Consider the following 26044-nt stretch of genomic DNA (forward strand, 5'->3'; position numbering starts at 1 on the left):
GCCGACAAAACCCGTGCGCAACATTTCGTGGCGCTGCACCAGCCATTGCCAGGCGCGTTCCAGGGCCGCCGCATCGAGCGGGCCACGCAGACGCGCGTGGCTTTGTTCCAGGTGCAACCCCGTTTGGGTCATGCTCTCCAACCACATGCCCTCTTGCGCCGGGGACAGTGGCAGAATGGCCTCGATGTTTTTGCGGCTCATGCTTCACCCATCCCCGCCAAATCAATTTCGGCAAATACCTTTTCCAAGTCGTCCGCGTCCAAGCCGCTTGCGTCCATCACCGGGGCCGCATCCGTTTCCGACAAGCAGGCGTCAATCAAGCACACCAAATGGTTGAGGCAATCGTTGGCCCAGTCCGATACCGTCTCGGCGCGGAAGTGTTCGGCGGTGAAGCGCCAGTGCATTTCCAGGCGACCGTCGTTGATCAGCGCGTCAATTTCCAACGGATGGCTCAGCGGGTTGTCGGGATGGCTGTCGGGTCCCGGCGCGGGCCGCGGCCGCACCAATCTGCCGTCGGCCTTGCCGTCGATACGGCCGAGGTAGTTAAACAGGACCTCGGCGCCGGCGCGCCGATCCGGGTACAACCACCCGTAACCGGCGCCCCCGTTGGGCACGGCGCGCAGGGCTTCGGCAACGGCTTGAACCTGGGCCGTGCTTTCCTCCGGCAAGGTCAGGTTGACCGGGTACATCGCGGTGAACCAACCCACGGTACGCGTGCTGTCATGGGATGCCCCCAAGTCTTGGCGACCGTGGCCCTCAAGATCAAGGACGACCTGGCTGTTGCCGGTGAGGGCGGCAATTTGGGTTGCGACCGCGGTTACCAGGAGATCGTTAACCGCGATGCGGCGGCGCGTGGGAACTTGGGTGAGCAGATCGGTGAGCGACGGATCCAAGCTGGTGCGGTAGGTTGCTTGTTGGTTACCCGTGGTTGTTTCGGCGTCGGAACAGCGCGGTAAGGCGGAAGCCGCGCGGGTTTGGTTTTCCCAAAAAACACGTTCCTCGCGGCCGGCGGGTGAATCGGCCCAGGTTTGGCCCGCGCTGTTCAGCGTTTTGACCGAGGCGGTGCGCGGCGGCAGTTGCAGGGACCGGCCCGTTGCCTGTTGCGCCAGCAGCGTTTCCAGGTCTTCCAACAAAATACGCCAGGATACGCCGTCCACCGCGAGGTGGTGGATGTGTACCATTAAGCTGTTGGGGTGGGTCGCGTCGGCGCCCGCGCCCAGCAACAGGTTGGCTTGCAGCAAGGGGCCGTCACCCAGGTGAATCGCCTGGCTCGCCGCTTCGGCCAACCGCGCGGCGCACGCCGCGGCGTCGCCGTCGCGGCAGTCCGTAACCTGAAGCGGTGCCTGCTCGCCCGGCGCGGCGTAGTGCTGCCGCCAGGCGCCCTGCTCGCGGATGAAGCGCAGCCGCAAGGCGTCGTGGTGGTCGAGCAGCGCGTTCAGCGCGGCATGGATCTGGGTCTCACCAACCCCCGCGGCGACATCCAACATCAAGGATTGGTGGTGGTAGTTGGGAACCGGTGGGTTGGCCGCGAAGAAACGCTGCTGCATGGCACCCAGCGGCACCGCGCCCTCGGGTCGGGGCGCGACCTCGGTAACCGCGGCGAAGCGATCTTGGGTCGCCGCGAAGGCGGCTGACTCGGCCACGGTTGGATGTTGGAAAATCTGCTGCGGGGTCAGGCGCATCCCGGCGGCCTTGGCTTTGGCCGCGATTTGGATGGCGATGATCGAATCACCGCCCAGGTCGAAGAAGTGATCGTGGATGTTGATTTCTTTGAGGTTCAGAACCGAGGCCCATATCTCGGCCATGGTGGTTTCGGCCGGGGTGCGTTGCGCGGCCGCGGCCTCGGCGTCGTGCCCGGCCGGTTTGGGATCGGGCAAGGCGCGGCGGTCGATTTTGTCGTTGCCGGTGCGCGGCAGGTGCTCCATGTGAACGAAATAAGCGGGCACCATGTAAGCGGGCAGCACCTCGCGCAACATCGGGCGCAGTTCCTCCGCCGCGGCGGCGTCACCGACCCACCACGCGGTGAGGTGTTCGCCCCGTGTTGCGTCGTCGCGTAACAGCACCACCGCCTCGCGCACGGCCGGGTGTTTCACCAGACGCGCTTCGATTTCGCCCAACTCCAGACGGAACCCACGCAATTGCACCTGGTGGTCGTGGCGACCGACGTAGACGAGTTCGCCGTCCGCGCGCCGTTTGGCGAGGTCGCCGCTTCGATATAAACGCGCGCCGGCGGGGCCGTGGGGGTTGGGCACAAAACGCTGGGCCGTCAGTGCCGGCTGGTTCAGGTAGCCGCGCGCCAGACCGGCGCCACCCACCTGTAATTCGCCCGCGACGCCGAGCGGGACCGGCTCGCCGTGGGCATCCAGCACTTCCAGGCTGAGGTCGGGCAGCGGCACGCCGATGGGGCTCATCGCGGTTTTGAGATCGGCGCGGGTCACCTGACGGTAGGTCACGTGCACCGTGGTTTCGGTGATGCCGTACATGTTGATCAGCGTGGTTTCGTCCGTTTCGCGGCGGTTAAACCAGGGTTCCAGCGCCGCGATGTTCAGCGCCTCGCCGCCGAAGACCAGGTAGCGGGGATGCACCAGGCGGTCGCGGTTCTCTTCCGCGCGCAGCAGTTGGTAGAAGGCAGACGGGGTTTGGCTCAGCAGGGTCACGCCTTCCCGTTGCAACAGGTCGTAGCAGGTTTCGGGGTTGCGGCTGACCCAGTAGGGCACGGTCAGGACGCGGGCACCATGGCACAAGGCACCCCAGATCTCCCACACCGAAAAGTCGAAGGCGGCCGAGTGGAAAAAGCTCCAGGTGTCGCTGGGTTGGAAGTCGAACCAGGCGGTGCAACTTTCGAACAAACGGGTCGCGTTGCCGTGGCTGACGGCCACGCCCTTGGGCGTCCCGGTCGAACCCGATGTATATATAATGTAGGCGAGGTTGGCGGGATCGACGGCAATCCCGGGATTGTGGTCGGGTTGCGCGGCCAAATCCGCGTCCAGTTGATCCAAGTTCAGCACGCGACAGGATGGATTCGCGGGCAGGGTGCCCGCCAGATCGGTTTGGCTGAGGCACAGCGGCGCTTGGGCGTCTTGCACCATGTGCTGCAGCCGCGCGGTGGGGTGGGTAGGATCCAGCGGCAGGTAACAGCCGCCCGCTTTTATCACGGCGAGCATGGCGATGATCAGTTCCGGTCCGCGTTCCAGGCACAGTGCAACCGGGGTTTCCAAACCCACGCCTTGGGCGCGCAGCAGATGGGCCAATTGGTTGGCGCGGCGGTTTAAGCCCGCGTAATCCAGGTGCTGCACCTCGCCGTTTTCGCACGGCAGGGTCACCGCCGTTGCCGCGCCGTAGCGGGCCGCGGCGGCTTCCACGCTCGCGACCAGGGTGGCGCCGGTGGTGGCGACACGGGGGGCGGCGTCGCCGCGCACGTTAAGCAATTGGCGGCGTTCTGCCGTGGTGAGCATGGCGAGCCGGTCGAGGGGTTGGTTGGGATCGCTGCTCAACGCTTCCAGCAGCAGCCTGAAGTGTTCCGTCCAGCGCTGGAGCGTGGCCGCGGCGAAGAGGTTGCGGTTGTAGTCCCATTCGATGTGAACCTGTTCGCCGTCCAGGTAGGCGTTGACGACCAACTCAAAGGGAACGTGATGTTTGGGCACATCCACCTTCTCAACCTGGAGATCGCCGAGGGTCAGACTGCCCGGCACGGTTTCCAGGTTGAAGGTGATGTTGATCAGCGGCGCGCGGGTCGGATCGCTGTTGCGTGTTTTCAGGTCGGCCGCGCGGAATTGGGCGTGGTCGTGGGCGGCGAAAAAGTGCTGCTTCAGCGCGGCAAGGTAGGCCCTGAAATGGGCGGCTTCGCCCGGTTCGCTGAGGAGGGGAACCAGGTGAACGAAATGGCCGATGCAGGGGTCGAGGCCCGCGAGCGCTTGGCCGGCGACGGGCACGCCGATGACGTGGCGATCCTCGCCGGTTAAGCGGTAGAGCAGCACCTTAAACGCGGCGGCGAGGGTGACAAACAAGGAGGCGCCCTGTTTTTGGCCGAGCGTTTTGAGTTGGGCCACCAGCGGCGCCTCGAGGGTGCTGACCACCCGTGCGCCGACCACGGTTTTCAACGGCGGTCGCGGGAAATCGAGTGGCAAGGCCGAGGCGGGCACACCGTCTTGGAAGCGTTCCATCCAGTAAGCCGTGTTGTTTTGACGCGCCGTGACCTGGGCCGGCGCTTCCAGCCAGGCCAGGTATTGGGCCGGGTTTTGCGGCGTGGGTAGGGGTGGGGTCGGTCGGCCGATCTGTTGGTTGTAAAGCTGGAGCAGGTCGCCGAGCAGGGTGTCCATCGAGAGGCCGTCGCACACCAGGTGATGGGTGGCGGCGCAAAGGACGTGTTCCTCCTCGGCCAGTTGGTAAAGCGTGGCGCGCACCAGCGGGCCGCGTTTGAGGTCGAAGGCGCGGTACTCCTCGCGGTCGAGGAGGTCGGCGAGGCGCTGCGGGGTGTCGCGCAGGTCAACGCGGGTCAATTCGGCCGCGATGCGCGCATGGACCAAGCTTTCGCCTGTGTCCGCGTCAACCGTGGTGCGCAGTGCGTCGTGGCGGGCGACCACCTTTTTGAAGGCGGCGGCGAGAGCGTCGCTTTGCAACGGGCCGCGCAGCCGCATCGCCGCCGGGGTAATGTAGGCGTGGGTCGCGGCCGGGTCCATCGTGCAGGCGGTTAGGATGTCGCGCTGGTCCGGGGTCAGCGGGGCGCGTTCCGGTTGGCTCGGATCGGGTAGAAAGCCGCCGCGTTGCATGTCGGCGACGGCGCGGCGCACCGCCGCAACCACCGCGTCCAAATCTTCGTCGCGGTGTGCCGTGCTCACGAAGTAGGGCCGTTCACCCCAAACCGAAACACCGTGCAGGCGCAAGTGGTAGAAGAGCAGTTCGAACCACTTGTAATCGTCGCGGGCCGCGAAGGCGAAGATCGAGGCGTGGTTTTTGACAAAAATCGGGGCCTGGGCTTCCTCGAAGACCGCGTTCAGGGCCGCCGCGAAACGGGTCGTGCGCGCGGCCAAGGTTTCTTGAAGCGCGGGGCCTTCGTCGAGCAGGTGTTGGAACACCGCCGCCGCGGCCGCGATGCCCAGCGGGTGTTTGCAGAAGGTGCCCGCGAAGACCGTTTGGTTGGCGGGCGGGAAGGAGCTGTCGTCGTATTGCCAGAAACCGCCGTCAATCGCGTCCATGTATTCGGCTTTTCCCGCGACGATGCCGAGTGGCATGCCGCCACCCGCGATTTTGCCGTAGGTGGCCAAGTCGGCGCGCACGCCGAAGACCGCCTGGGCGCCGCCGGGATGGACGCGAAACCCGGTGACCACCTCGTCGAAAACAAGCAGGGTGCCGACCGCCGCGGTGACCTTGCGCAGCTCGCGCAGGAAGGGGCCGGGTTCCAATTCGGGGTTGCGGCATTGCACCGGTTCGACCAGCACCACGGCGATGTCGTCTTGCTCGCGGAGGAATTGGAGCGCGCTGTCGCAGCCGTAGTCCAGCACAACGATGTCGTCGACCATGTGTTGGGGGATGCCGAGCGTGACCGGCAGGCTGTTGCCCGCGGCGCCGCGCCGCACCAACACGCTGTCGAAGTTGCCGTGGTAGGAATCCTTAAACAGGGCCACGCGGTTGCGGCCCGTGGCCGTGCGGGCCAAACGCATCGCCGTGGCGACCGCCTCGGAACCGGTGATGCAGAAGGTGACTCGGTCCATGCCGGTGAGTTGGCGGAAACGCTGCACCGCGTTTTCCATCAGCGAGATTTGCGGGCCCACCATTTGCGGGCGGCCGGCGAGGGCCTCGCTGACGGCCTTGGTGACAAAGGCCGGGTTGTGACCGAACAGATTGACGCCAAAACCCATCACCATGTCGATGTAGCGGTTGCCGTCCAGGTCGGTGACCTGGCAGCCCTCGGCGCGCTCGATGACCAGCGGATACACCAGGTTTTTCCAAAGAGCTTGGTAACCGAGGGACGCGCGCACATCGGCCAGCGTGGCGCGGTTCTTTTGGGTGAAATCGCGCGAACCTTTGGTTTTGGCCAGATAACGTTCGCTGAAGACGTCCAGGTAGGCGCGCTGCCGTGGGGTCAGTTCGTCGCTTTCTTCCCGTTCAATGGGGCGGTAGGGACCGAGCTTGACCTTTTCCGCGCTTTTGACGGGGGCTTTTTTGGGCGGCGGCGCGGCTTTGGCAGGTGCTTGTGGCTCACCGCGCAGGGCGGCTACTTGGCGGGCGATTTCGGCGAGTTGGGCGCTAATGGCGTCGAGGGCCGGGTTCGCGCCCTCCGCGACGACGGGTGTGGTTGCGCGCTCGGGATCCGCCAATTGGACATCCTCGCCTAGTTCCACGTCGAGCAGTGCGGCGAGGGCGTCGATGGTGGGCACGTCGTCGAACAGGCGGCGGAAAGGCACGTCGACGCCGAACTCGGTTTTGACGGTTTGGTTGATTTGGATTAGCAGCAGCGAATCGCAGCCCAGTTCCAGGAAGGTTTGCGCGGTATCGATCTGGTGTTCATCCATGCCCGCCGCGTTACTGAGCACGGTGCGCAGTTCGGCGCGCAGCAGGTCGACCCGTGCGCGGGTATTGCCGGTTTGGGGTTTGGATGGGTTTTCGACGGCGGCGGGCGGTTCCTCGGCTGAAGGGGCGGGTTTGGGCTCGGCTTCCGCGACGGCGGGATCCGGTTCAATCCAAAAACGGGTTGGTTCGAAGGCATAACCGGGCAGCGCGATGCGGCGCGGGCCTGAATCGGTGCCGGTCGGTTCGAACCAATCGGACCAAATTACGGGTACCCCTTGGGTCCACAAAGCGGCGGCGCTGTTCAACGCGGTAGGACAGCCTTGCGCGGCTTGTTTGGTGCTGGGCAGCGAACCGAACACGCGCCCGCGTGCCTCGGGACGGTGGTGGGCGACCAACTGCTGTAAACTTTGGCCGGGGCCGATTTCCAGGTAGCGGGTGTCGGGGGAAGCCACGTGATCGAGGCTTTGGGCGAAGCGAACCGGGCGGCGCAGGTGCTCGGCCCAGTAATTGGGGTCCTGGGCTTGCTCGGCGGTGAGCGGTTTGCCGGTGCGGTTGGAAATGACCGCCATGCTGGGTGCGTTGAGGGTTACCGCGGCGCAGGCGGCGGTGAACGGCGCCAAGGCCGGTTCCATCATGGCCGTGTGGAAGGCGTGCGAGGTGTGCAGTCGCCGGCAGGAGACGCCCGCGTTCTGAAGTTTCGTCGCCAGTTCGTCAATGGCGGGAATCGGGCCGGCGACCACGTTGCGCTCGCGGCCGTTGTAGGCGGCGATGGTCAGACCCGGACCGAGTTGGCTTTCCAGCAGGGTCGCCTCTTCGGCGACGGCCAGCATGGCACCGGGTTGTTGGGCCTGCATCAGGCGAGCGCGCTGCAGGACCAGCCGCAAACCGTCTTGTAGGGAAAAGACCCCGGCGAAACAGGCCGCGGCCAACTCACCTATGCTGTGGCCGATCATCGCGGTGGGGCGGACACCGCGTTCCCACCACCAGCGTGCCAAGCAAAACGAGACGATAAACAGCGCGGGTTGCGCCCATTCAGTGTCGGTTAACTGACCGTCGTCGACTTGGCGTTCCAACAGCAACCCGCTCAGGTCGGGGCCGCCTTGCTTGAGCAGCAGGCGACAGGTTTCTTCAACGCGGGCGCGGAAGTCGGCGTCGTGTTCGGCCAAATCGGCGGCCATACCCGCGTATTGCGCGCCCTGACCGGAGAAAAGCCAAACCAGGGGTGGTGGCTCGAACGGGGCGGCCGCGGCTGTGCCCAGGCGCGCTAGGGCGTGCGCGGCTTCGGCCGCGTTTTGGGCGATGACCGCGCGGCGGTAGGGGAAGCATTTGCGGCCTTCCGCCAGGGAAAAGGCCGTGTCCACCGCGTTTTGGTTTGGGTGCAAACGGGCGTGTTCGGCCAAGGCTTCCGTCATGCGGTCGAGGGCCGCCTCGCTTTTGGCGGATACCACAAAAGGCAGCGGTTTGTTCGTTTCGGGCCGCGCTGCCGGCTGATCGGCTTGTTCGAGGATGACATGGGCGTTGGTACCGCCGAGCCCAAACGAACTGACGCCGGCGCGTCGGGGCCGGTCTTGGCGCGGCCAAGCCGTGGTTTCCGTGTGCACGTAGAAGGGGCCGGCGTCGAAGTCGATCTCGGGGTTGGGCGTGGTGAAGTTCAAACTGGCGGGCAATTGCTCGTGGTACAGCGCCAGCGCGCATTTAATCAGACCGCTGATCCCGGCGGCGGCGTCGAGGTGGCCGATGTTGGTTTTGACCGAACCCAGGGGAATCGAACCTACCGGGGTGTCGGGTCCGCCCAGGGCGCGGTTGAGCGCGCGCACCTCGACCGCGTCGCCCAATCGGGTGCCGGTTCCGTGTGCTTCGATGTAATCGATGTCGGCGGGTTCCAAGCCGGCCACGCCCAGTGCTTCTTCAATCACGGCGACTTGGCCGGAGACGCTGGGCGCGGTGTAACCGACCTTGTCGGCACCGTCGTTGTTCACCGCGGAGCCGCGAATTAGCGCGTAAATCGTATCGCCGTCGGCAACCGCGTCTTCCCAGCGTTTGAGCACCACCGCGCCGACCCCGTCCGCGAAAACCGTGCCTTGCGCCGATGCGTCAAACGCCGCGCATACGCCGTTGGGTGAGGCCATGCCGCCGTCTTGGTAGCGGTAGCCGCGATGTTGTGGGACCTGCACCGCGACGCCGCCCGCCAGCGCCATGTCACACTGGTAACCGAGCAACGCGCGACAGGCGGTGTGGACCGCGACCAAGGACGAAGAACAGGCGGTGTTGGTGCTGACCGCCGGACCTTTGAGGTCGAGTTTGTAGGCGGTACGGGTGGCGAGGTGATCCTTGTCGGTGGCGTAAATCAGCCGGGTCAGCGGTTCGCCCTCGCGAATGCGGCGGTTGTGCAACAGGTGGTTGATCAGGTAGGTGCTGACCGCGGAACCGGCGAACACGCCCACGTGTTGCTCCGGGGCGTCGGCGGCGTGACCCGCGTGTTCCAAGGCGTGCCACGCGGTTTCGAGGAACAGCCGGTGGCCCGGATCAAGCAGTTCGGCCTCGCGCGGCAGGAACCCGAAAAAGCCGGCGTCGAAGCGGTCGATGTCGGCGAGGAGGGGTTTGTCGCGCACGTAGTCGGGTTTGGCCGACTCGGCCGGATCCACCCCGGCCGCCGCCAACTGCTCGTCGCTGAGGCGGGTGTTGATGCGGGCGCCGTTCAGCAATTGGCTCCAGTAGGTATTGAGGTCGGTGGCGCCGGGAAAGCGGCAGGCCATGCCGATGATCGCGAGATCGCTATCGTGTTGCGTCATGATTTCCTCGTTCGACGGGCGTTATCGCGTGCCATCGCCTGACGTTGCCTGGCGCCGCGGTCGCGTTTGTTCGCGGCGGTGGGGGCGGGCGTTTCGGCAGGGGTGATGTTGGCGGCGAGTTGCGCGATGGTCGGGTATTCGAAAAAGTCGGAGACCCTCAAGGTCTTGGGTGGGGTGGGTAGCTTTTGCAGGGGACCGCGCAGGGCGGCGTGAACTTGGACGGCCAGAAAAGAAGAGGCGCCAAGGTCGAAGAAGTTGTCGTGAATGCCGACCTGTTCCAGACCGAGTTGTGCGGCCCAAGTGTCGGCGAGTAAGGTTTCCAGCGGGTTGCGCGCGGCCACATACGGGTTGGCCAGCGGCGGACGCGGATGACTGCCGCGTTTGGCGCTCGGAGCGGGGGTTTCGTCGGGGTCGCGGGTCAGACCGGCCGCGGCGCGGTTGCGGCGTTGTTCGATATCGGTCGTGGTGACCCACACCCGCGTCAGCGGTTTTTGCAGCAAGCCGGCGAACAGGGCTTGGCCCCGTTGCGGCGGCATGCCGACCGGCGTGCCCGGCGCGGTGCGCGATTGACCGGTGTTGTGCCAGCCGTCCCAGTTGATGGACATGGTGCGTCCCGCGAATCTGCTGTCGCGCCATTCGGCGAAGGCGTCGAGGAAGGCGTTGGCGGCCGCGTAATCGGCCAGCCCGATCCCGCCCAGTTCGGCGGCCATCGAGGAGCACAGCACCATCCAGTCGAGCGGGCGCCGCGCAAAGAGTTCGCCGAGGACCAGGGTGCCCGCGATTTTGGGTTCACGCGCCCAGTTGCCACTATTTCCGGCCGCGATGGTTTGGACCCGTGCCCCGCCCGCCGCGTGGATGACGCCGCGCACCCTCCGGCCGCGGCGTTCCCAGGCTTCAATGAGTTGGGTCATTGCGGCGCGGTCGGTGACATCGGCCTGGGCGGTGACCACCTCGGCGCCGGCGTCGCGCAGGCGTTTGACCGCGGCCAAGGCGCGCGCGGTGGGATCGTCGCTGTCGGCGTCGGCTTGGGTGGTGCCGTCGAGGCCGGGCAAGGCGGTGCGTCCGGTGAGGAGCAGGGTGACGCCCGGACCCGCGAGGACCTCGGCCAAGGCGGCACCGACGCCGCCCGTGCCGCCGGTGATTAGGTAGAGGCCGGGTTCGGCACGAAAAGGGGTTTGCGGTCGCGGGGGGGCCGGCTGAATCGTACGCGCCCAGAAGGTTTGGCCCCGTTGGGCGAGATGCCGCGCGGGTGACTGGCTTTTTAACAGTTCGTAGAGCAGCTCGCCGCGGTCGTCCTCGGGATCCAGGTCGAGAAAACGAACTTTTAGGTCGGGGACTTCCTGTACCGCCACCCGCAACAAACCGATCAAAGGGGCTTGATGGGGAAACAGCGGTTCGCGGCCGGTGACGTTTTCCAAACCGCGCGTGAGCAGGGTGATTTGGGTCGGATGGCCGTGTTCGGTTTTTGGCAGGTTGGTAACGGATCGCAATAATTCCGCCATGTTTTCATAAACCTTTAGGGCGCCGTCCATCGGGCCGTGGTTGGGGTCGGTGGGATCCTGTTCCGCCCCGAGGTCCAAGTCACTGCAAAACACAATCTGTTCGGGGGTGCCGATCTGAGCCATGGTTGCGAGCAGGGCGTCTTGTGCACCCGCTGCCGCAAGGTTTACCGCAAACCGGTCCGTGGCGATTTTTTGAAAGCCGTCACCTTGGCTGAACAGCACGATGCGATGCCCGTCGGCTTCGGCGTCCTCAAGGAACCGCGGCGCGCGACGGCGCCCGTTGGTCACCAGCCACCACAAACCGGGTTTCGCGTTCGCTTGCGGTGGTTCGATTAGCTTGGTCCAGGTCGGCGCAAACAGATCATAGCTCGGTGTGGTTTGGGTGGTGGTTTCCGTGCTTGGGGCGGGCGAACCTTGCGGCCACCAAAAGCGTTTGCGCTGAAAGGGATAGGCGGGCAGGGCGAGGGTGCGGCGCGGTTGATCCCCGTGCAGCGCCTCCCAGTTGAGGTCGACCCCGGCGCACCAGGTTTTGCCCAAACTTTCCAGCACAAAAGTGGTACCGTCGGTTTGGCTTTTGGCATGGGGCATGGTTGCTAAGGCGGTGTGGCCGGTGCCGAAACGCGGGTGGTTTTGGGCCAAGCCGGCGAGGGTGGCGCCCGGACCGATTTCCAGCAGGAGACAACGCGGCGTGCTTAGCAAGGTCCGCAGGCAATCGTTAAACCGCACCGGCTTGCGCATTTGCGTCAGCCAGTAGTCGGGCGAAACGGCCTCGCTGTCCGAGAGGCGTTTGCCGGTGAGGTTGCACATCATTGGCAAGCGCGGCGGCTTCAGGGTTACCTTGCTCAAGGCCGCGGCGAAGGGTGCCCGCAAGGCCTCGGTGTGGTGTGAATGGAAGGCATGGGAGGTGTGGAGTTTGACCGCGTTGAGGCCGCGCGCCTGAAGCTGCTGTTGCAGGGTGGTGAGCGCGGCCGGCTCGCCGGTCAGCACGGCTGATTTGGGTCCGTTGACCGCGGCGAGTTCGATGCCGGCACCGAGATGGGCGGCCACGTCGATTTCCGCCAGCGGAACGGCCAGCATCGCGCCGGGCGGCATGTTTTGCATCAGGCGTGCGCGCTCGCAAACCAAACCCATGCCGTCCTCCAACGAAAACACCTCGGCCAAGCAGGCGGCGGTGTATTCGCCCAAACTGTGGCCCAGCAAAAGGGTGGGTTCCACGCCCCAGGCGCGCCACTGGGCCGCCATGGCGACGCCGATTGCGAACAGCGCGGGTTGCGCCAAACGGGTTTGGCGCAGCGAAGCGACGGCCTCTGCGTCGTCGCGTGCACAGAAGAGAAGCGGGGCCAAATCCGTGTCCAGGTGGGGGCGCGCCGCGGCCAAGGTCCGTGCCAGGGTTTCGCGAAAAACCGGGAATTCGTTCAGATCACGCGCCATGCCCGGCATTTGCGCGCCTTGGCCTGGCAACAGAAAGGCGATTTCGCCTTGGTGCGCGTCGGTGTGGGTTGGGACGGCGGCGCGCAGGCGAAGCGCGGCGTCGGGACCGCTAGCGGCCACCGCAAAGGTGCGATGCGCCATGGGTTTGCGCCCGAGACTCAGGGTTTGGGCGGCGGCGCTCAGGTCACAAGCCGGATGGTCCAGCGCGGCGGCGGTGGTGGCGGCCAGCGCGGTCAAGGCGGCCGGATCATGGGCCGAAAGCGGCAGCAGGTAGGGGCCGCCCGCGGCCGTCGAAGGCCTGGGCTTGGATGCCTCTTCCAATACCGCGTGCACGTTGGTGCCGCCGATGCCGAAGGAACTGACGCCCGCGCGGCGCGGCTTTCCCGCCGCCGTGTGCCAGGCTTGTTTGCGGGTATTCACGAAAAACGGGCTGGTGGCCAGGTTGAGTTTGGGGTTGGGTGTTTCGAAATGCAGGCTGGGCGGAAGCGTGCGGTGGTGCAGCGCCAATACGGCCTTGATGAAACCGGCAATCCCGGCGGCGGTGTTGAGGTGGCCGAAATTCGACTTGACCGAACCGAGCGCGCAGTAACCGACGCGGTCCGTTTGGGCGCGGAACACCTTGGTCAGGGCGGCCACTTCAATGGGATCACCGAGGGGCGTCGCGGTGCCGTGGGCTTCGATCAGGCCGATGCTGTCGGGGTCGACATCGGCCATGGCCAGCGCCTCGTCAATCACGCGCGCCTGACCTTCCACCGCGGGGGCGGTAAAACCGACCTTGGCGGCGCCGTCGTTGTTGACCGCGATGCCTTTGACCACCGCGTACATGGGTTTGCCTTGGTCGCGGGCATCCTGAACCCGCATCAGCGCGACGACGCCGACGCCGTTGCCGCCGATGATGCCGGAAGCCGCGGCGTCAAACGGCCGACAGACGCCGTCCTTTGCCAAAATCATGCCTGGCTGATAATGGTAGCCCACGGTTTGCGGCACCATCAGTGCCACCCCGCCCGCCAGCGCCAGGTCGGATTCACCCGCGAGCAGGCTTTGGCAGGCCAGATGGACGGCGGTCAGCGAGGTGGAGCAGGCGGTTTGCACGCAAAGCGCGGGGCCTTTGAGGTTGAGTTTGTAGGCGGTGCGGGTTGGTAAAAAATCTTTGTCGTTGCCCAGCGCGTGGGCGTAGAAGCGGGTTAGGTCCAGCATGCCGCCGTCCGCTTGCAGGCGGCCGTAGGTGTTCATGGCCGCGCCGGCGAACAGCCCGATGGGACCCTCGGCGCGGTCCGGGTCGACACCGGCATGTTCCAGGGCGTGCCAGGCCGTTTCCAGGAACAGCCGGTGCTGTGGATCCATGTGTTCCGCTTCGCCGGGCGTGATCCCGAAAAAGGCCGCGTCGAAGCGGTCGATGTCGGGCAGAATCGCCGCCTTGCGCACGTAGTCGGGCGATTCGAATGCCGCGCGCGGGACGCCGGCCGCCAGCAGCGCTTCATCGCTAAGCTCGGTGACCGAGGCGACGCCGTTTTGCAGATTGTCCCAGTAAGCGTTGCGGTCGGCCGCGCCGGGAAAGCGGCAGGCCAGGCCTACCACGGCAATGTCATTTTCGCCGGGTTCGTAGGATTCAGGATCGGTCATGGTCCCGCCTAGTCGCGATTGCGGTTGCGCGTGCGTCGGTTGCGTTGGTTGCTGAGGGAGCGGGTGCGGCCGCGCGGCGCGGGGTTTGCCGGTGTTTCGGGCGGCGCTGTGTCGTTGAGGCGTTGTGCGATTTGCTCGGCTTGGGCGCGGACCGTCGGGTATTGGAACATTTCCACCATGGTAAGGGTCGGGCCGAAGCGGGTTTCCAACTGTTGGTGAACCTGGATCAGGCTCAGCGAATGCCCGCCGATCTCCAGGAAATGTTCGTTGCGGCCGACGCGCGGCCGTTCCAGCACCGCGCACCAAATTTCGGCCACGGTTTGTTCCACCGCGCCCGCGGGTGCCTCGAAGCTCTGGCTCGCGGCGGCGGCTTGGCGGGGTGAGGGCAGCGCCTTGCGGTCGATTTTGCCGTTGGCTGTCAGCGGCAAACGCGCCAGTTCGATGAAGTGGGCGGGGACCATGTAGTCCGGCAGTTGTTTGGCGAGGTGCGCGCGCACCTCGCTTGCCGCCAAGGTAGGTCGCACCGGTACCGTCTCTTCGCCCAGCAAGGATTTGTAGAAGGGCGTGGCGCGGTACACGGCTTTGTGGTGGAAGGAAACCACCTCAATCGGCTGAAAGCCGCCGTCGGCCTGTTCCAGCGTGCCGCTGACGCGGTAATCGGGGTTGAGGCCGTTGTCGCACAACGTGCGGCGCACGGTGCCGCGGAAGACATCGCCGGCGGCGACCTCGATGGGATCATGGGGCAGCGGCAGGTACAGCGGCAGCCAGGATTCTTGTGATTCCAGCGTGTCTAGGCCGTTTTGTTCGTCCGGGAATAGGGTCAGCCAAACCAGGAAGCCGTGACAGCGGCCGTCGCGGTGGAAGGTCAGTTTGATTGGGTGTTCGTGTTCCAGCGGCAGTTCTTCGGTGTACTGCAGTTCTTCGAAGATGCCGTCGTCGGAAAGCAGGTTGCGGCGACCCGCGTTTTTGAGACACAGGCGCAGGTCGAAACGGTAGCCCTTGTCGGCGAAGATGCGCTCCACGTAGGAGGCGGCCGCCTTGGGGAAGGCCATGTCCAGGCCTTCTTCCAGGGAAACCGCGGCGATGCGGGTGGCGGAGCGCTCGGGGATCATGTGGCTTGGGTTGTGGAGAAAACGGCGCGCGTCGTTGATCAGTTTGGCGGCGCCCTCGGAACCGCCGATGGAACCGACAATCTCGGAAATGCAGTAATCCACCTTTTCCGGGAGATCAACTTCCATGGCGTTGCCGTGGATCAGGGTGATGCGGTCCTCGAGGCCCAACTCGGCCACCCGCTGTTTGGCCTTGAGGTAGGTTTCCTCCAAATACTCAATCGCGGTGACGTGGGTGGCGCCCGCTTCCAGGGCCAAGCGGGAAAGGATCACCTCGGGGCCGGGTCCGATCTCCACCACGGTTTTTCCAGGTAGCACCTTGGCGAAGGCGCGTTGGTAACACTGGTTGCGCTGCTCGTGGGCGGCCATGGTGTGGTACAGCGTGTCGTCGTAGATGAAGAACTCGGCCACCGACGGCCACAGCTCTAGGCGCGAGCCGAAGGTGTAGTAGGCGGCCGGGGTGGTGTTGCCGTCCGCGTCTTGGGTGGCGACCACGCTTGCTTGGCTGATGGTGGGATGGCTGGTCAGCGCGTGTTCCACCTCGCCGAGCTCGACGCGGTAACCGCGCACCTTGACCTGGTGGTCCTTGCGGCCGACGAAGATCAAATTGCCGTCCGCGGTGAGGCGGGCCAGGTCGCCGGTGCGGTAGAAACGGCGGCCCTCGGCGTCGGTGGGAAAGGCGTGTTCGGTGCGCTCGGGCCGGTTGTGATAACCCAAGGCACAGCCCGGTCCACGCAAGCACAATTCACCAACGACGCCTGGCGGCACGGGGGTGTCGCCGTCGAGCAGGAGGGCGTGGGTGCCGGCGATGGGGCGACCGATGGGAACCCCCTGTTCGGTGTTTTCGGAGGCGCGGACGCGGTGGATGGTTGCGCACACCGAATATTCGGTGGGGCCGTAGGCGTTGAAGAACTGCAGCCGTTCCGCGTAGTACCGCGCGTCTTCCGCTTGGGCCGCTTCGCCCGCGCTGATCAGGACCTTGAGGTCGTCGAACGCGGGGCGGTTGAGCCCGCGCAGGTAGGACGGCGGCAAGGTGATCGCGCTAATCCGTTGTTCCCGCATGAAGGCGACAAAGGCCGACGGGTCTTGTTGGGTTTCGGTTGGGACGGGCAGCAAACAGGCGCCGGAGAGCAGGGCCATGGTGATTTCGGAGAGTGCCGCGTCAAAGGCCGGGTTGGCGAACCAGGCGACGCGGTCGCCCGGGCCGATGCCGAACGTCTTGATTTGTTGTTGGATCATGGTGGTAAAACCGGCGTGGCCGAGCAGGGTGCCCTTGGGACGACCGGTAGAGCCCGAGGTGTAAATCATGTAGGCCGGTGCGTCCGGGGTGACCGCGTGCGCCTCGGCGTCGAAGCCGACCGCGCCGCCGGGTTCCCAATCGCGATCCATGCAGAACACCATGCCGAAGGGCAGGTAAACCTGGTCCTCCCAATCGGTGAGGGTCAGCACGAAGGAGGCCTCGCTGTCTTCCAACATACCGCTGAGGCGTTCTTCCGGTTGGTTGGCATCGAGCGGTAGGTAGATGGCGCCGGTTTTGAGCACGGCGAGCAGGGCGACCACCGCATCGGCGCCGCGCGGCAGCAGGCAGGCCACCGTGGTTTCCGCCGCGACACCCATCTCGGCCAGTGTCCCGGCCAGGTCGTCGGCGCGCGCGTTGAGGCTTTGGTAATCCAGGGTTTCGTTCTGCCAAGTAAGCGCGGGGGCCGTCGGTGTCGCCGCCGCTTGGCGCGCAAATAGGGTGTGAATACAGACGGGCTCGCCGGTTTCGGCTTTGGATTGGTCGAGGTGGGCCAAGGCCGCGTGGTCCGCCTCGGTCAGCATGGTCAATGCGGAAAGCGGTTGTTGCGGCGCTTCTAAAACGGTGCGGAGCAGAGCTTGGAACCGCGCCGCCATGGCTTCAATGCGCGCCGGTTCGAAGAGGTCGAGGGCAAACAGGAACCAGCCCTCGAGGCGCCCCTCGTTTTGCCACAGGTGCAGTTCCAGGTCGACGCGGGCCTGATGGTTGAAAAAGGGTTCCGCGGCGGCGGTGATCCCGTTGAGTTCGGGTACGGGCATGGGTTCGTTTTGCAGTTCAAAGACAACCTGAACCCAGGGGTTGAAACCCAAATCCCGTTCGGGGTTAAGCGCGGCGACCATGGTTTCGAAAGGGAGCAATTGATGGGCGTAGGCGTCGCTTGCGACCTTGTGCACGCGGCGCAGGACCGTGTCAAAGTCGGGATCGTCGGCGAGCGAGGTGCGCAAAACCAGCACATTGGTGAAGAAGCCGAGGATGGCGTCCATTTCGGGACGGGGCCGGTTGGCAAAAGGTGCGCCGATGACGACATCGTCGACACCCGCGTGGCGTGCCAGCAACATGTTAAAGGCGGCGGCGAGGGTCAGGTAGAGCGTGGTTTCCCCGGCGCGTGCTTTGTCTTGCAAGCGGGTGACCAGGTCGGCGTCCAGGGTAAACGGCAGCATGCCGCCGCGGTGGGACGGTGTCGCGGGACGAACGTGGTCGGTGGGAAGCTGGAGCAACGGGGGTGCGTCCGCCAGGGTTTTGCGCCAAAAGGCCGTCTGTTGTTCGAGCAGGTCGCCCTGAAGTTGGTTGCGCAGCCAAACACTGTAGTCCGCGTATTGAAAGGGCGCGCTGCCCAGGCTGAAGCTGTCGTCGTCGGCCAAGGCGTTGTAACAGCGCGACCATTCCGAGAGCATGAGGCCGAGCGCGTGCCCGTCGATAATCATGTGGTGTGCGACCAGCAGCAGCACGCTGTCCTCGACGCCGAGGCGGACCAGTGCGACGCGGAACAGCGGTGCTTGGCTCAGGTCAAACGGGGTTTGTGCCGTTTCGCGTTTCAAATCGGCGAGGGCTTGATCGCGGTCGCCGGCCGCGAGATCGCTTAGGTCGTAGTAGGTGAAACCATGGTCGGTGCGGTCCACGATCAGTTGCACGGTTTGGTTGCCTTGGGTTTGGCCGCCGGTGCGCAAGATCTCGTGGCGGGCGACCACCTCGCCGAGCGCGCGGCGCAGCCGCGCCACGTCCAGTTCACCCCGCAGGCGTAAGCCGAGCGTTTCGTTATAGGTGGCGCGCGAACCTTCCATGCGGTCGATGATCCACAAACGTTCTTGGCCGGGAGAGAGGGGGAGCGGTTGGGTGCGGTCGGCACGGGTCAAGGCGGGTAGCTCGCTTTCTGTCGAGGCGCCGGCGATCAATTCGGCGATGTCGCTCAGAATCGGTTTGGCGAAGATGCGGTCGACCGGCAGGCTTACCTGGAGTTGTTCCTGGATGCGCGCCACCATCGTTAGCGCGTTGATCGATTGGCCGCCCAGCTCGAAGAAGTTGGCGAACACATTGTTGATCGGTTGTTTGAGCAGGTCGCGCCAGATCGCACACAGGGTCTCTTCGACCGCGTTGCGCGGCGCCTGGTGTTTGTTGCTTTGGTTGCGGTGCGCCTGTAGCAGGCGTGTTACGTCCAGGGTGCCGTCCGCGTTCAGGGGTGGATCTTCTACCGTGACGACCGAGGGAACGAAGCGGTTTCCGAAGGGGTCGATCCACGTGGGCGCCACGGGTTCTCCCTCGGTGGTGCGGGCCGCAAACACCGTTGGCGTGTGGAGCGGCAGGCTTTCTTCCGCGCAGAACATGCGCACGGCCGGGTGGTTGCCGTTCACGCCGACCAATAGGTGGTGCGCGTCATAAGCAAGTGCCAGTTCCAGGGCCGCCAAACCTTGGCGGGGTGTCAGCGCTTGGAACCCTTGGTGACGGAGGGTTTCGCCGATGGGTAACCCCTGGCTCATGCCGGTTTCGGTCCAAGCACTGAAGCTGAGACAGCGGGCGTCGATGCCTTGCGTGCGCTGCCAAGCCGTAAACTGTTCGAGGAAGCTGCCCGCGGCCGCGTAGGCGCTGAGCCGTGCACCGCCAAACCAAGCGTTCACCGAGGACACCGCCAGGAACAGGCAACCCGGATGGGCCGCGGCCACCTTGTGTAGGGCCAGGGTGCCCGTTACCTTGGGCGCGAGAACCGCGTGGATGCCGTTTACGTCCTCCTCCGCCACCGTGCGGAAGTGGTAGCCGCCGGCGAGGTGCAGGATGCCGTTTAACGGTTGGTTCCATTGGTCGCCTTGTTCTGTGATCAGGTTATGCAGGTCCGGGTTGTCGCCGAGGTCGACCGAGGCGTAGGCCGTCTGTCCCTTGAGTTCCTCAAGTGCCGCGCGGGTTTCCGGGTTGTCGGCGTTTGTGCGGCCGAGGATCAGCAGCTTGGCATCGTATTGTTCGATGAGTCGGCGGCAAAAATGGCGGCCGACACCGCCCAAACCGCCGGTTACTACGTAGAAGCCGCCTTTTACAAAACCCGTTTGGGTGCGTTCGTCGGCGGAGAAGGTCCTTTTCTTAAGTCTTTGGATTTCGCGGGCGCCCTTGTGGAAACGCACGATGGGGTCGGTGATCGGCGCATGACATTCGGTTATCAAGGCGTCGCGGTGGTTCTGAACATCGCGCGCTAGGTGAATCAGTTGGGTTGCGCTGCCGGCGGTCTCGCGCGGCAACGACGCCAAGAAACCCGCCAGCGTTGCCTTGGCTGGTTCAAAGGGTGCCTCGCCCTCGGGGTCCGCGCCGACGGCCGCGACTTTTATTTGCAATGGGGTGCCGGGATTTACGAGATCGCGAACCAGTGTGAACAACGCGGTCAGGCCGTCGCTCGTGTCGGCTGGGTCGTCCGGGCCGGGATCGACCGGCCACAAAATCAACCAGCGGGCTGGGATGGCGCCCTGTTGCTCAAGGGCCGCGCGCAAGGCGGTGACGCTTGCGGCGTCGGCTGGGTTCACGTGATGGTCGGCTTGCACCGCGTCCTGTTCGCGGCGTACCGTGATCACGGGACCGGTTTCCATCAGGCGCGGGACGATGCTGTCCGCCAAACCTTGTTGGTCGGCAAAGACCAATAGGGGCCCGGCGCTTTCGACCAGGGGCACCGCGGCTTGTTGTGCCGCCCGCCAAACCGGTCGGACCATCATGTCCGGCAATTGATCGTCGATGTCCTGTTCTTGGTTGACCAAGTCGCGGTAGAGGCCGTCTTCAAAGCGTTGCTTCAACAACCCTCGCTGAATTTTACCGATGGCCGTTTTGGGAACGGCCTCGGTCTCAAGCGGGATCAGGTACTTGGGAACCAATCCGAAGTTTTTGGCGACCGCGCCGCGAATGGCGCGGAACAACCCGTCTCGGGCCGTGCCCTCAAGGTTGGTATTGAAGAAGACCGCCAAATCTTCCTGGGCACGATCCGCATCGCGAACCGCGCAAACCGCCGTGTAGGAAACGGTGACATCTGCATGTGCTTCCACCACCGCTTCGATTTCATGGCAGTAAAAGTTGACACCGTTGATCACAATATCGTCTTTTTTGCGGCCGGTAATTACCAACTCGCCTTCTTCTAAATAACCCAAATCACCGGTGGTGAACCAGCCGTCCTTGAAGGATTCGCGGTTTTGTTCGGCATTGCGATAATAGCCGTGGGTGACGGAGGAGCCGGAAACCTGGAGCAAGCCGATTTCGCCCTCGCGCAGAACGGTGCCGTCCTCGTTGACAAAACGCAGTTGGGCGCCGGGGATCGGTGGGCCCAAGCGCACAAAGGGTTGGTCGTCGCGCATTTGGTCCGGGCCGAAATGGCCGCGCCAGGTGATGCCGGAACAGGTTTCCGACATGCCGAAGGCGGGGTGCATGGCATCGGCGGGTAAGCCGTGTTCACCGAGCAGGTTGACGAAGTGGCGCATGGTGCTTGCCACGTTGGCCTCGCCCGCGTTCACCAAAAAGGTCATCGAGCTTAAGTCGAAGCGACGTTGGGCCAAGGATTCGGCCTGTTCATTGATCAGGTTAAAGGCAAAGTTGGGTGCCCATGAAATCGTGGCCCGGTGGGTTTCAATCAATTCCAACCAGCGCAACGGCGCTTTCAAAATCCAATCCGTCGGCACATGGACCTGGCTGCAACCCAGGTCGACGGCGGTCATGCCCAGGAACCCGATCACGCCGACGTGGTCAAGCGGCATCCAGTTGAGGGTCACGTCCTCGCGCGTAAAGCCATTCATTTGAATGGTGCCGCCGGTCATGGCCATGAGGTTGCCGTGGGTCAAGGGCACGGCTTTGGGTTTGCCGGTGCTGCCGGAGGTTAGCAAAAACACGGCCGGGGTGTCGGTGTGGGCTGGATGGATTTCGTCGCTGGGTGGATGGGCGGCAAGGTCGGTGACAGGGACACAGGCCATGGCTTCCAAACCGGCGCGGCGTGCGTATTCGGGTAGTGCTTGGGCGGGTTTACCGGAAACCAAAACGGGGGGCTGGTCCAACATGTCCCAGGCATGGACGAGTTTGCGGAGGACCGCGGTATCTTGATCATAGGTCGGCGCCACGGTGACCGGCACAGGAATGATGCCGCCGAGCACACAGCCCCAGAGAGTCGGCCAAAATGCCCGACTGTTGTCGATTTGCAGGATGACCGGTTCGCCCGCGCGGCAGCCCTTTTTGCGCAAGCCGGCCAAAATGCAACGTGCCTCGGCGAGGGTATCGGCATAACTTTGGAAGGTGGTCGCGCCTGTTGCAGACAGGTGAAGGTAACCTTGTTGCGGGTCCCGCGCGGCATCCTGCAATAACGCGATCAGGCTCGGGCGGGTCGGTCGGGTCAGGGGACCGCCGTCGCAAAACGCGGGCTGTTCAGAAGGTGCGCTGCGCCTGATGTTGGCTTTTTTGGTGGGGGTCAAATGAGGTAAAAGCTGTGAAATCGAAAGTGGTTTTTCGGGGACGTGTTTATTTTCGAGCGTGACGGCAAAAATAGCCGCGCCCTTATCCGAGGACGCTCCTTGGCGTGCTGCCGGCTCATGGCTCGTGGTTTGCGTGGGAGATGGGCGAAACGCAAGCCGCGCATGGGTTAGGTGTGGGTCCTCGGGATCAAAAACCGGGATATCGCTCAAGGTTTCGGTACAAACGCGGCCGGCCGCATCGCGTGGCAAAACGGGAAGCTGGACCGCGGCGTCGAGCGCGGGAAGATGCGGGTTCTGGTGGTTCGCTTCTCGAATAAATGCAACTGATTCAAAGGGAAAAGCAGGAACAAGAAAGGCCGTGAAACGGTTGCGGCCCGCGCGGTCGTCGCGCGCAAGGACATGTGCTTCAAAGATCTCGGGCCGTTGGCGTAGCAGGTGAGACCAAAGATCGGACAGGCGGACCACGTCCACGCCGCCTGTGACGTTGGGAAAGCTCATTTTATCGCCCCAGTGTTGATTAAAGAGGATGTATCGATAATCGGGAAATGATGGATTTTTGAGAACTATGTGCCGTGGGAAAAGAGGAGGTGTTTCGGTATTTAATCACGACCCGGCAAGGCCTACCAAGTGAAAAGAATGTTAAAGAGGTCTAGTAAAGAATAACTTGCGGACGGACGGTTGTTTTTCTAAGGCAGTTTCTTAGCCGCCCCTACGAGAAGTTAGCGCGGGGTGAATGACCAACCCGACGCGCGTTCAGGTCCCATCGGTGGACCCATCAAATTTTCGCGGTGAAGGGTGGGTAACCATTTTCTCATTTGGCTGTGATTTGTTAGGTTTTCGTGAGCGAAGCGACCTCGATTGAAACCTGATCGCCGAGGGATGTTGTATGCAACCCGTGAACGGTTTGATCCTTACGCCTACCGCGATAAAAGAAGGTAGGGGAATCCTTGCTTGTGCTTGTCGTTAACTATTTCGGCCCCTCGGTGTCTTTTAGCGTTTTGAAGAAGTCTCGGAAGGCGCGTTCGCCTTCGCCGCTGATGGGTTTACCCGCCGGCGGCTGGTCGTGGAGGATGATGAGTCTGGAACCGGTTTTGGTCGGTAGGGCATAGGTGTCGAGGTTAAAATGTTCGCTCGCGAGTTGAACGGAGACGCGTTTTCCCCGCAGGGTCCGGCCGGAAAAATATCGGCTCACGTCGGTGATCCGTGGGTTTCCCTGACTGAACTCGCGCACCAGTTGCGCCGCCTGTTCTTCCGGGGTCATGACAATGGGTAAGCGGATGATGATAATACGCACATTGGGACTGGCCATGGTCCACACTTTGTGGTCGGGTCCTATGATCTGGGCATCCCATGAGAAGGAAGCCGGGTATTTGAAGACCAGGCCGGCGTAGGTAAACGTACGTGTCGCCGAGGCCCTGAGCACCACTTCCGGGTTGGTGTAGGTTCCGTCCAATTCAATGGCGTTATCGAGCGTTAGGGCATGGCGCCTGCCGTCGATGTGCAGTGCATAGTGTCGCTCGGGTTCTTGACTTTCGTCAGCCGCGTTCAGGATTCCGACCAAGCCGAGGCCAAGCAAAATTGCGGCAACGATCTTCATGGGCACCTTCTTTTTATGGGCACGAAGCAACGAGCGCGTTCCGGTCGTTTGGTTCAGGCGAAGGCACTCTTTGTAAACGTTCACATCGTTTGTTCATATCATCGGAAAGCCCAATCATAGCATGACGGCGACGGGATACTGATCGATTGATCGTGCAAAGACCTTTTCCATGTCCGGGCTACCCGTGTTGACGCCGCAACTGTGAGGCTCCAAGACACGGGGCAAAGGCGAGGTAAGGGTTGGCGTTTAGTTTTTTGTGGGACTTGCCGACAAAAACAATATTGATGAAATGGCTGGTTTAATGATTTTTTCATTCGAGCGCGATTTTGACGTCGAGGGCTGGACGATTGATATTCAAATCAAAGTTGAAGGCGATGAATCGATTAACAAAGTATCTGTAAAATACGGGAACAAAGAGCTCCTTCGCCAATCTTATCCCTTGGGGAAGGTTTATTGGCGGGGAGACTTCGATCAAGTTGGGCGTCGAAGAACGTCGCCTAGCCCGCAATTCTCACAAGGATTCGTCGCGAGAAGCAGAAAGCCTTGTGAGTACGAAGATTACGACCGAGAGACGGCACAGGCGTAGCAGCGCTACGGCGAAGGCGGCTCGACCGAGTAAGCGAAGTAATCGCATGGCTTTCGGCTTCGCAGCAGAATTCCTTGGGAGAATTGCGGGCTAGAGAGCACAAGGTACGGGTTACTGTTTGGGACCGGAACAACAACAAAAAGCACCCGGGGTTTTACGTCTGGAACGGGTAAGTTGTTTGAATTATTGCGCTTCTGTTCGCCGGGAGCCGCGGTTACCCAACGGCAAAATTCGCTAGTGCCTTTTACTTGGCGCGCAGCGCCTTGTACAGCCAGGCGCGGGCTGAGCGCCATTCGCGGCGGACCGTGGATTCGGAGATTTCCAGCACGTCCGCGATTTCCGGTTCGGTGAGGCCCGCGAAAAACCGCATCTCGACGATGCGCCCCTTGCGCTCGTCCATTTTGGTGAGTTCGGTGAGGGCGCTGTCCAGATCGATGATGTCGATTTCGGTGGTGTCGCCGAAGAAATGGATGGTTTCGCGCAGGGTGAGGTGTTGCTCGCCGGAGCCGCGTTTTTGGGCGTTGCGGGTGCGGGCGTGTTGCAGCAAGGTGCGGCGCATCAGCGTCGAGATGATGGCGAAAAATTGGGCGCGGTTCTGCCAGGTGATGCGGTCTTGATCGATCAGTTTCACGTAGGCTTCGTGGACCAGCGCAGTTGCCGAGAGGGTGTGGCCGCTGCGCTCGCCGCGCAGGTAATTTCGGGAAATGGCCTTGAGTTCGCGATACACCATTGGCAGTAATTCGTCCAACGCGGTACTGTTGCCGTCTTGCCATGAAATGAGGAGTTGGGTGATCGACGCTTTGTCTGGATCCGACATAAAGACTCCGTTTGCGGTGACGTTGGGTTGAGGTTAGGGGGTACGCCGCGGCAGGCTCCAGGCGAGGTGGGGGGAGGGGTTAGCGCAGGTAGCCGCGTAGCAGGTTTTGCAACACGCCCGCGTAACGGGGGTCGGCGCGGAGGTTGATCGCCCGCGGTTCTACCGAGAGGTAGCACAGGTTCCAGTCGCGTAAGGCGAGAGCCGTGTTAATAAGGGCAAAGGCTTGGTCACATTCATCCAATTGAGCGTGGAGCAGGATTAAGGTGAAGCGCATGCCCGGCGCTTGCTGGAGCAGGTTGATCAGTTGACGGCGAACCGCGTCCAAACCCAGTTCACGCTGCAACGCGGCCAGCGGGTAAACGACCTCGATGGGGAAACCCCAGGCGGTGAGCGCCTGTTGCAGCGCCGCGACGGCTTCTTCCGGTTCGCGCCAGCGTTCGTTGTGATGGTAGCGCAACCAGTGGGTGACGCCGTCGCCGCTGTCCATGGTGCGCGCCAGGTGGTTCAGTTGTTGACGGCTGCGCGCGCGATCATCTTGAAAATAAAAGGCCAGGGCTTTTTGGTGTTGGTAGGTTTGCGAGAGGGGGTTGCTTTCGAGCGCGGTGTTGAGCTGGGTGACGGCTTCCTCGAAGCGGCCGTTGGCCAGTAAAAAGGCGGCGTACCAACCGCGCGCGGGTTCGTTGCCGTCGGCGGCCAGTTCGGCGAACATGCGTTCGGCGCGGGGATAGTCCCAGTGCACCAAAAAGGCGACGAGCGCCTCGGCAAGCTGGGTTTCGGGAGCCACGGGGGCGTGTTCGCGCGCGGCGTCCAGGGAGGCGACAATCGCCGGGGCGACGGCGGTGGTATCGCCCAGCATGCCCGCTTCCCAGAGCAGCGCCTCCACCAAACCGGCGTGGCCCAAATGGCTGTTGGGATCGCGCTTTAGCGCTTCCTGAAAATGTTCCTTGGCCAATTGGCGCGCGGCGGGATTGAGTCGGTCCAGATGGTAGCGGCCCTGTTCGTAATGGCGGCGAACGCTTGGGTTTTCCTCGGGCGCGGCCGCCGCCCCCGTGGGGAGGGGTGCGATAAAACGGTAGCCGCGGCGGGGGACGGTCTCGATAAAGGTAGGGTTGGCTGCTTTGTCTTGGAGGCAGGCGCGCAGTTTGCTAATCGTGGTGTTCAAATTATCGGCAAGGGCCACGTGGGTATCGGGCCACAACGCCGCGGTAACCGCATCGCGGTCTACCAAATCGCCCGGTTGCTTCAACAATAAATGAAGCAAGGCGGCCGGTTTCTCCTGAATCGGGATCTCGCGGCCGGCGCGAAAAAGGCGGCGCGTCCCACTGTCGAACACGAATTGGCCGAATCTAAATTCCGGCATGGG

General features: G+C 63.5%; 8 protein-coding genes (1 of these 8 running past the window's edge). 1 reads left to right on the forward strand and 7 read right to left on the reverse strand.

Features of this window, described 5'->3' with window-relative positions:
• The 5 genes from J3U88_RS09320 to J3U88_RS09340 all read right to left on the reverse strand — a co-directional run.
• Positions 1 to 201, reverse strand: the start of a protein-coding gene (locus J3U88_RS09320; protein WP_207856585.1) for a non-ribosomal peptide synthetase/type I polyketide synthase. 13506 nt of this gene lie to the left of the window's left edge; only the first 201 of its 13707 coding nucleotides appear in the window; its start codon is at positions 199 to 201; its stop codon lies beyond the left edge, outside the window.
• The gene (locus J3U88_RS09325) at positions 198 to 9302 is read right to left on the reverse strand and encodes a non-ribosomal peptide synthetase/type I polyketide synthase (RefSeq protein WP_207856586.1); all 9105 of its coding nucleotides are present in this window, start codon (positions 9300 to 9302) and stop codon (positions 198 to 200) included. Before J3U88_RS09325 ends, J3U88_RS09320 begins: the two co-directional genes overlap by 4 nt.
• Entirely contained in the window at positions 9299 to 13858 is a 4560-nt protein-coding gene (locus tag J3U88_RS09330) for a type I polyketide synthase (RefSeq protein ID WP_207856587.1), read from the reverse strand. The genes J3U88_RS09325 and J3U88_RS09330 overlap by 4 nt, the downstream gene beginning before the upstream one ends.
• Positions 13859 to 13866: 8 nt before the next feature.
• Positions 13867 to 22179 (reverse strand): non-ribosomal peptide synthetase, encoded by an 8313-nt coding sequence (locus tag J3U88_RS09335; protein WP_207856588.1) that lies wholly within the window; start codon positions 22177 to 22179, stop codon positions 13867 to 13869.
• A gap of 469 nt (positions 22180 to 22648) precedes the next feature.
• On the reverse strand, positions 22649 to 23278 hold the full coding sequence (locus J3U88_RS09340) for a hypothetical protein (protein WP_207856589.1): 630 nt from the start codon (positions 23276 to 23278) through the stop codon (positions 22649 to 22651).
• A 256-nt stretch (positions 23279 to 23534) separates the two neighbouring features.
• Between J3U88_RS09340 and J3U88_RS09345 the strand changes: the two genes are divergently transcribed.
• Entirely contained in the window at positions 23535 to 23864 is a 330-nt protein-coding gene (locus tag J3U88_RS09345; RefSeq protein WP_207856590.1) for a hypothetical protein, read from the forward strand.
• Between the two features lie 244 nt (positions 23865 to 24108).
• Here J3U88_RS09345 and J3U88_RS09350 read toward each other — a convergent pair whose 3' ends face one another.
• Together J3U88_RS09350 and J3U88_RS09355 are read right to left on the reverse strand one after the other, a co-directional pair.
• Positions 24109 to 24681, reverse strand: a complete 573-nt coding sequence (locus J3U88_RS09350; RefSeq protein WP_207856591.1) for a sigma-70 family RNA polymerase sigma factor — start codon at positions 24679 to 24681, stop codon at positions 24109 to 24111.
• 79 nt (positions 24682 to 24760) lie between these two features.
• Entirely contained in the window at positions 24761 to 26041 is a 1281-nt protein-coding gene (locus tag J3U88_RS09355; protein WP_207856592.1) for a winged helix-turn-helix domain-containing protein, read from the reverse strand.
• Positions 26042 to 26044 lie beyond the last annotated feature (3 nt).

The organism is Acanthopleuribacter pedis (genome assembly GCF_017377855.1).
In the GTDB taxonomy this organism is placed as follows: Bacteria; Acidobacteriota; Holophagae; order Acanthopleuribacterales; family Acanthopleuribacteraceae; genus Acanthopleuribacter; species Acanthopleuribacter pedis.

Coding starts and splice junctions, on each gene's coding strand:
- J3U88_RS09325 (WP_207856586.1), bottom strand. CDS start 9,302: ATGACGCAACACGATAGCGATCTCGCGATCATCGGCATGGCCTGCCGC.
- J3U88_RS09330 (WP_207856587.1), bottom strand. CDS start 13,858: ATGACCGATCCTGAATCCTACGAACCCGGCGAAAATGACATTGCCGTG.
- J3U88_RS09335 (WP_207856588.1), bottom strand. CDS start 22,179: ATGAGCTTTCCCAACGTCACAGGCGGCGTGGACGTGGTCCGCCTGTCC.
- J3U88_RS09340 (WP_207856589.1), bottom strand. CDS start 23,278: ATGAAGATCGTTGCCGCAATTTTGCTTGGCCTCGGCTTGGTCGGAATC.
- J3U88_RS09350 (WP_207856591.1), bottom strand. CDS start 24,681: ATGTCGGATCCAGACAAAGCGTCGATCACCCAACTCCTCATTTCATGG.
- J3U88_RS09355 (WP_207856592.1), bottom strand. CDS start 26,041: ATGCCGGAATTTAGATTCGGCCAATTCGTGTTCGACAGTGGGACGCGC.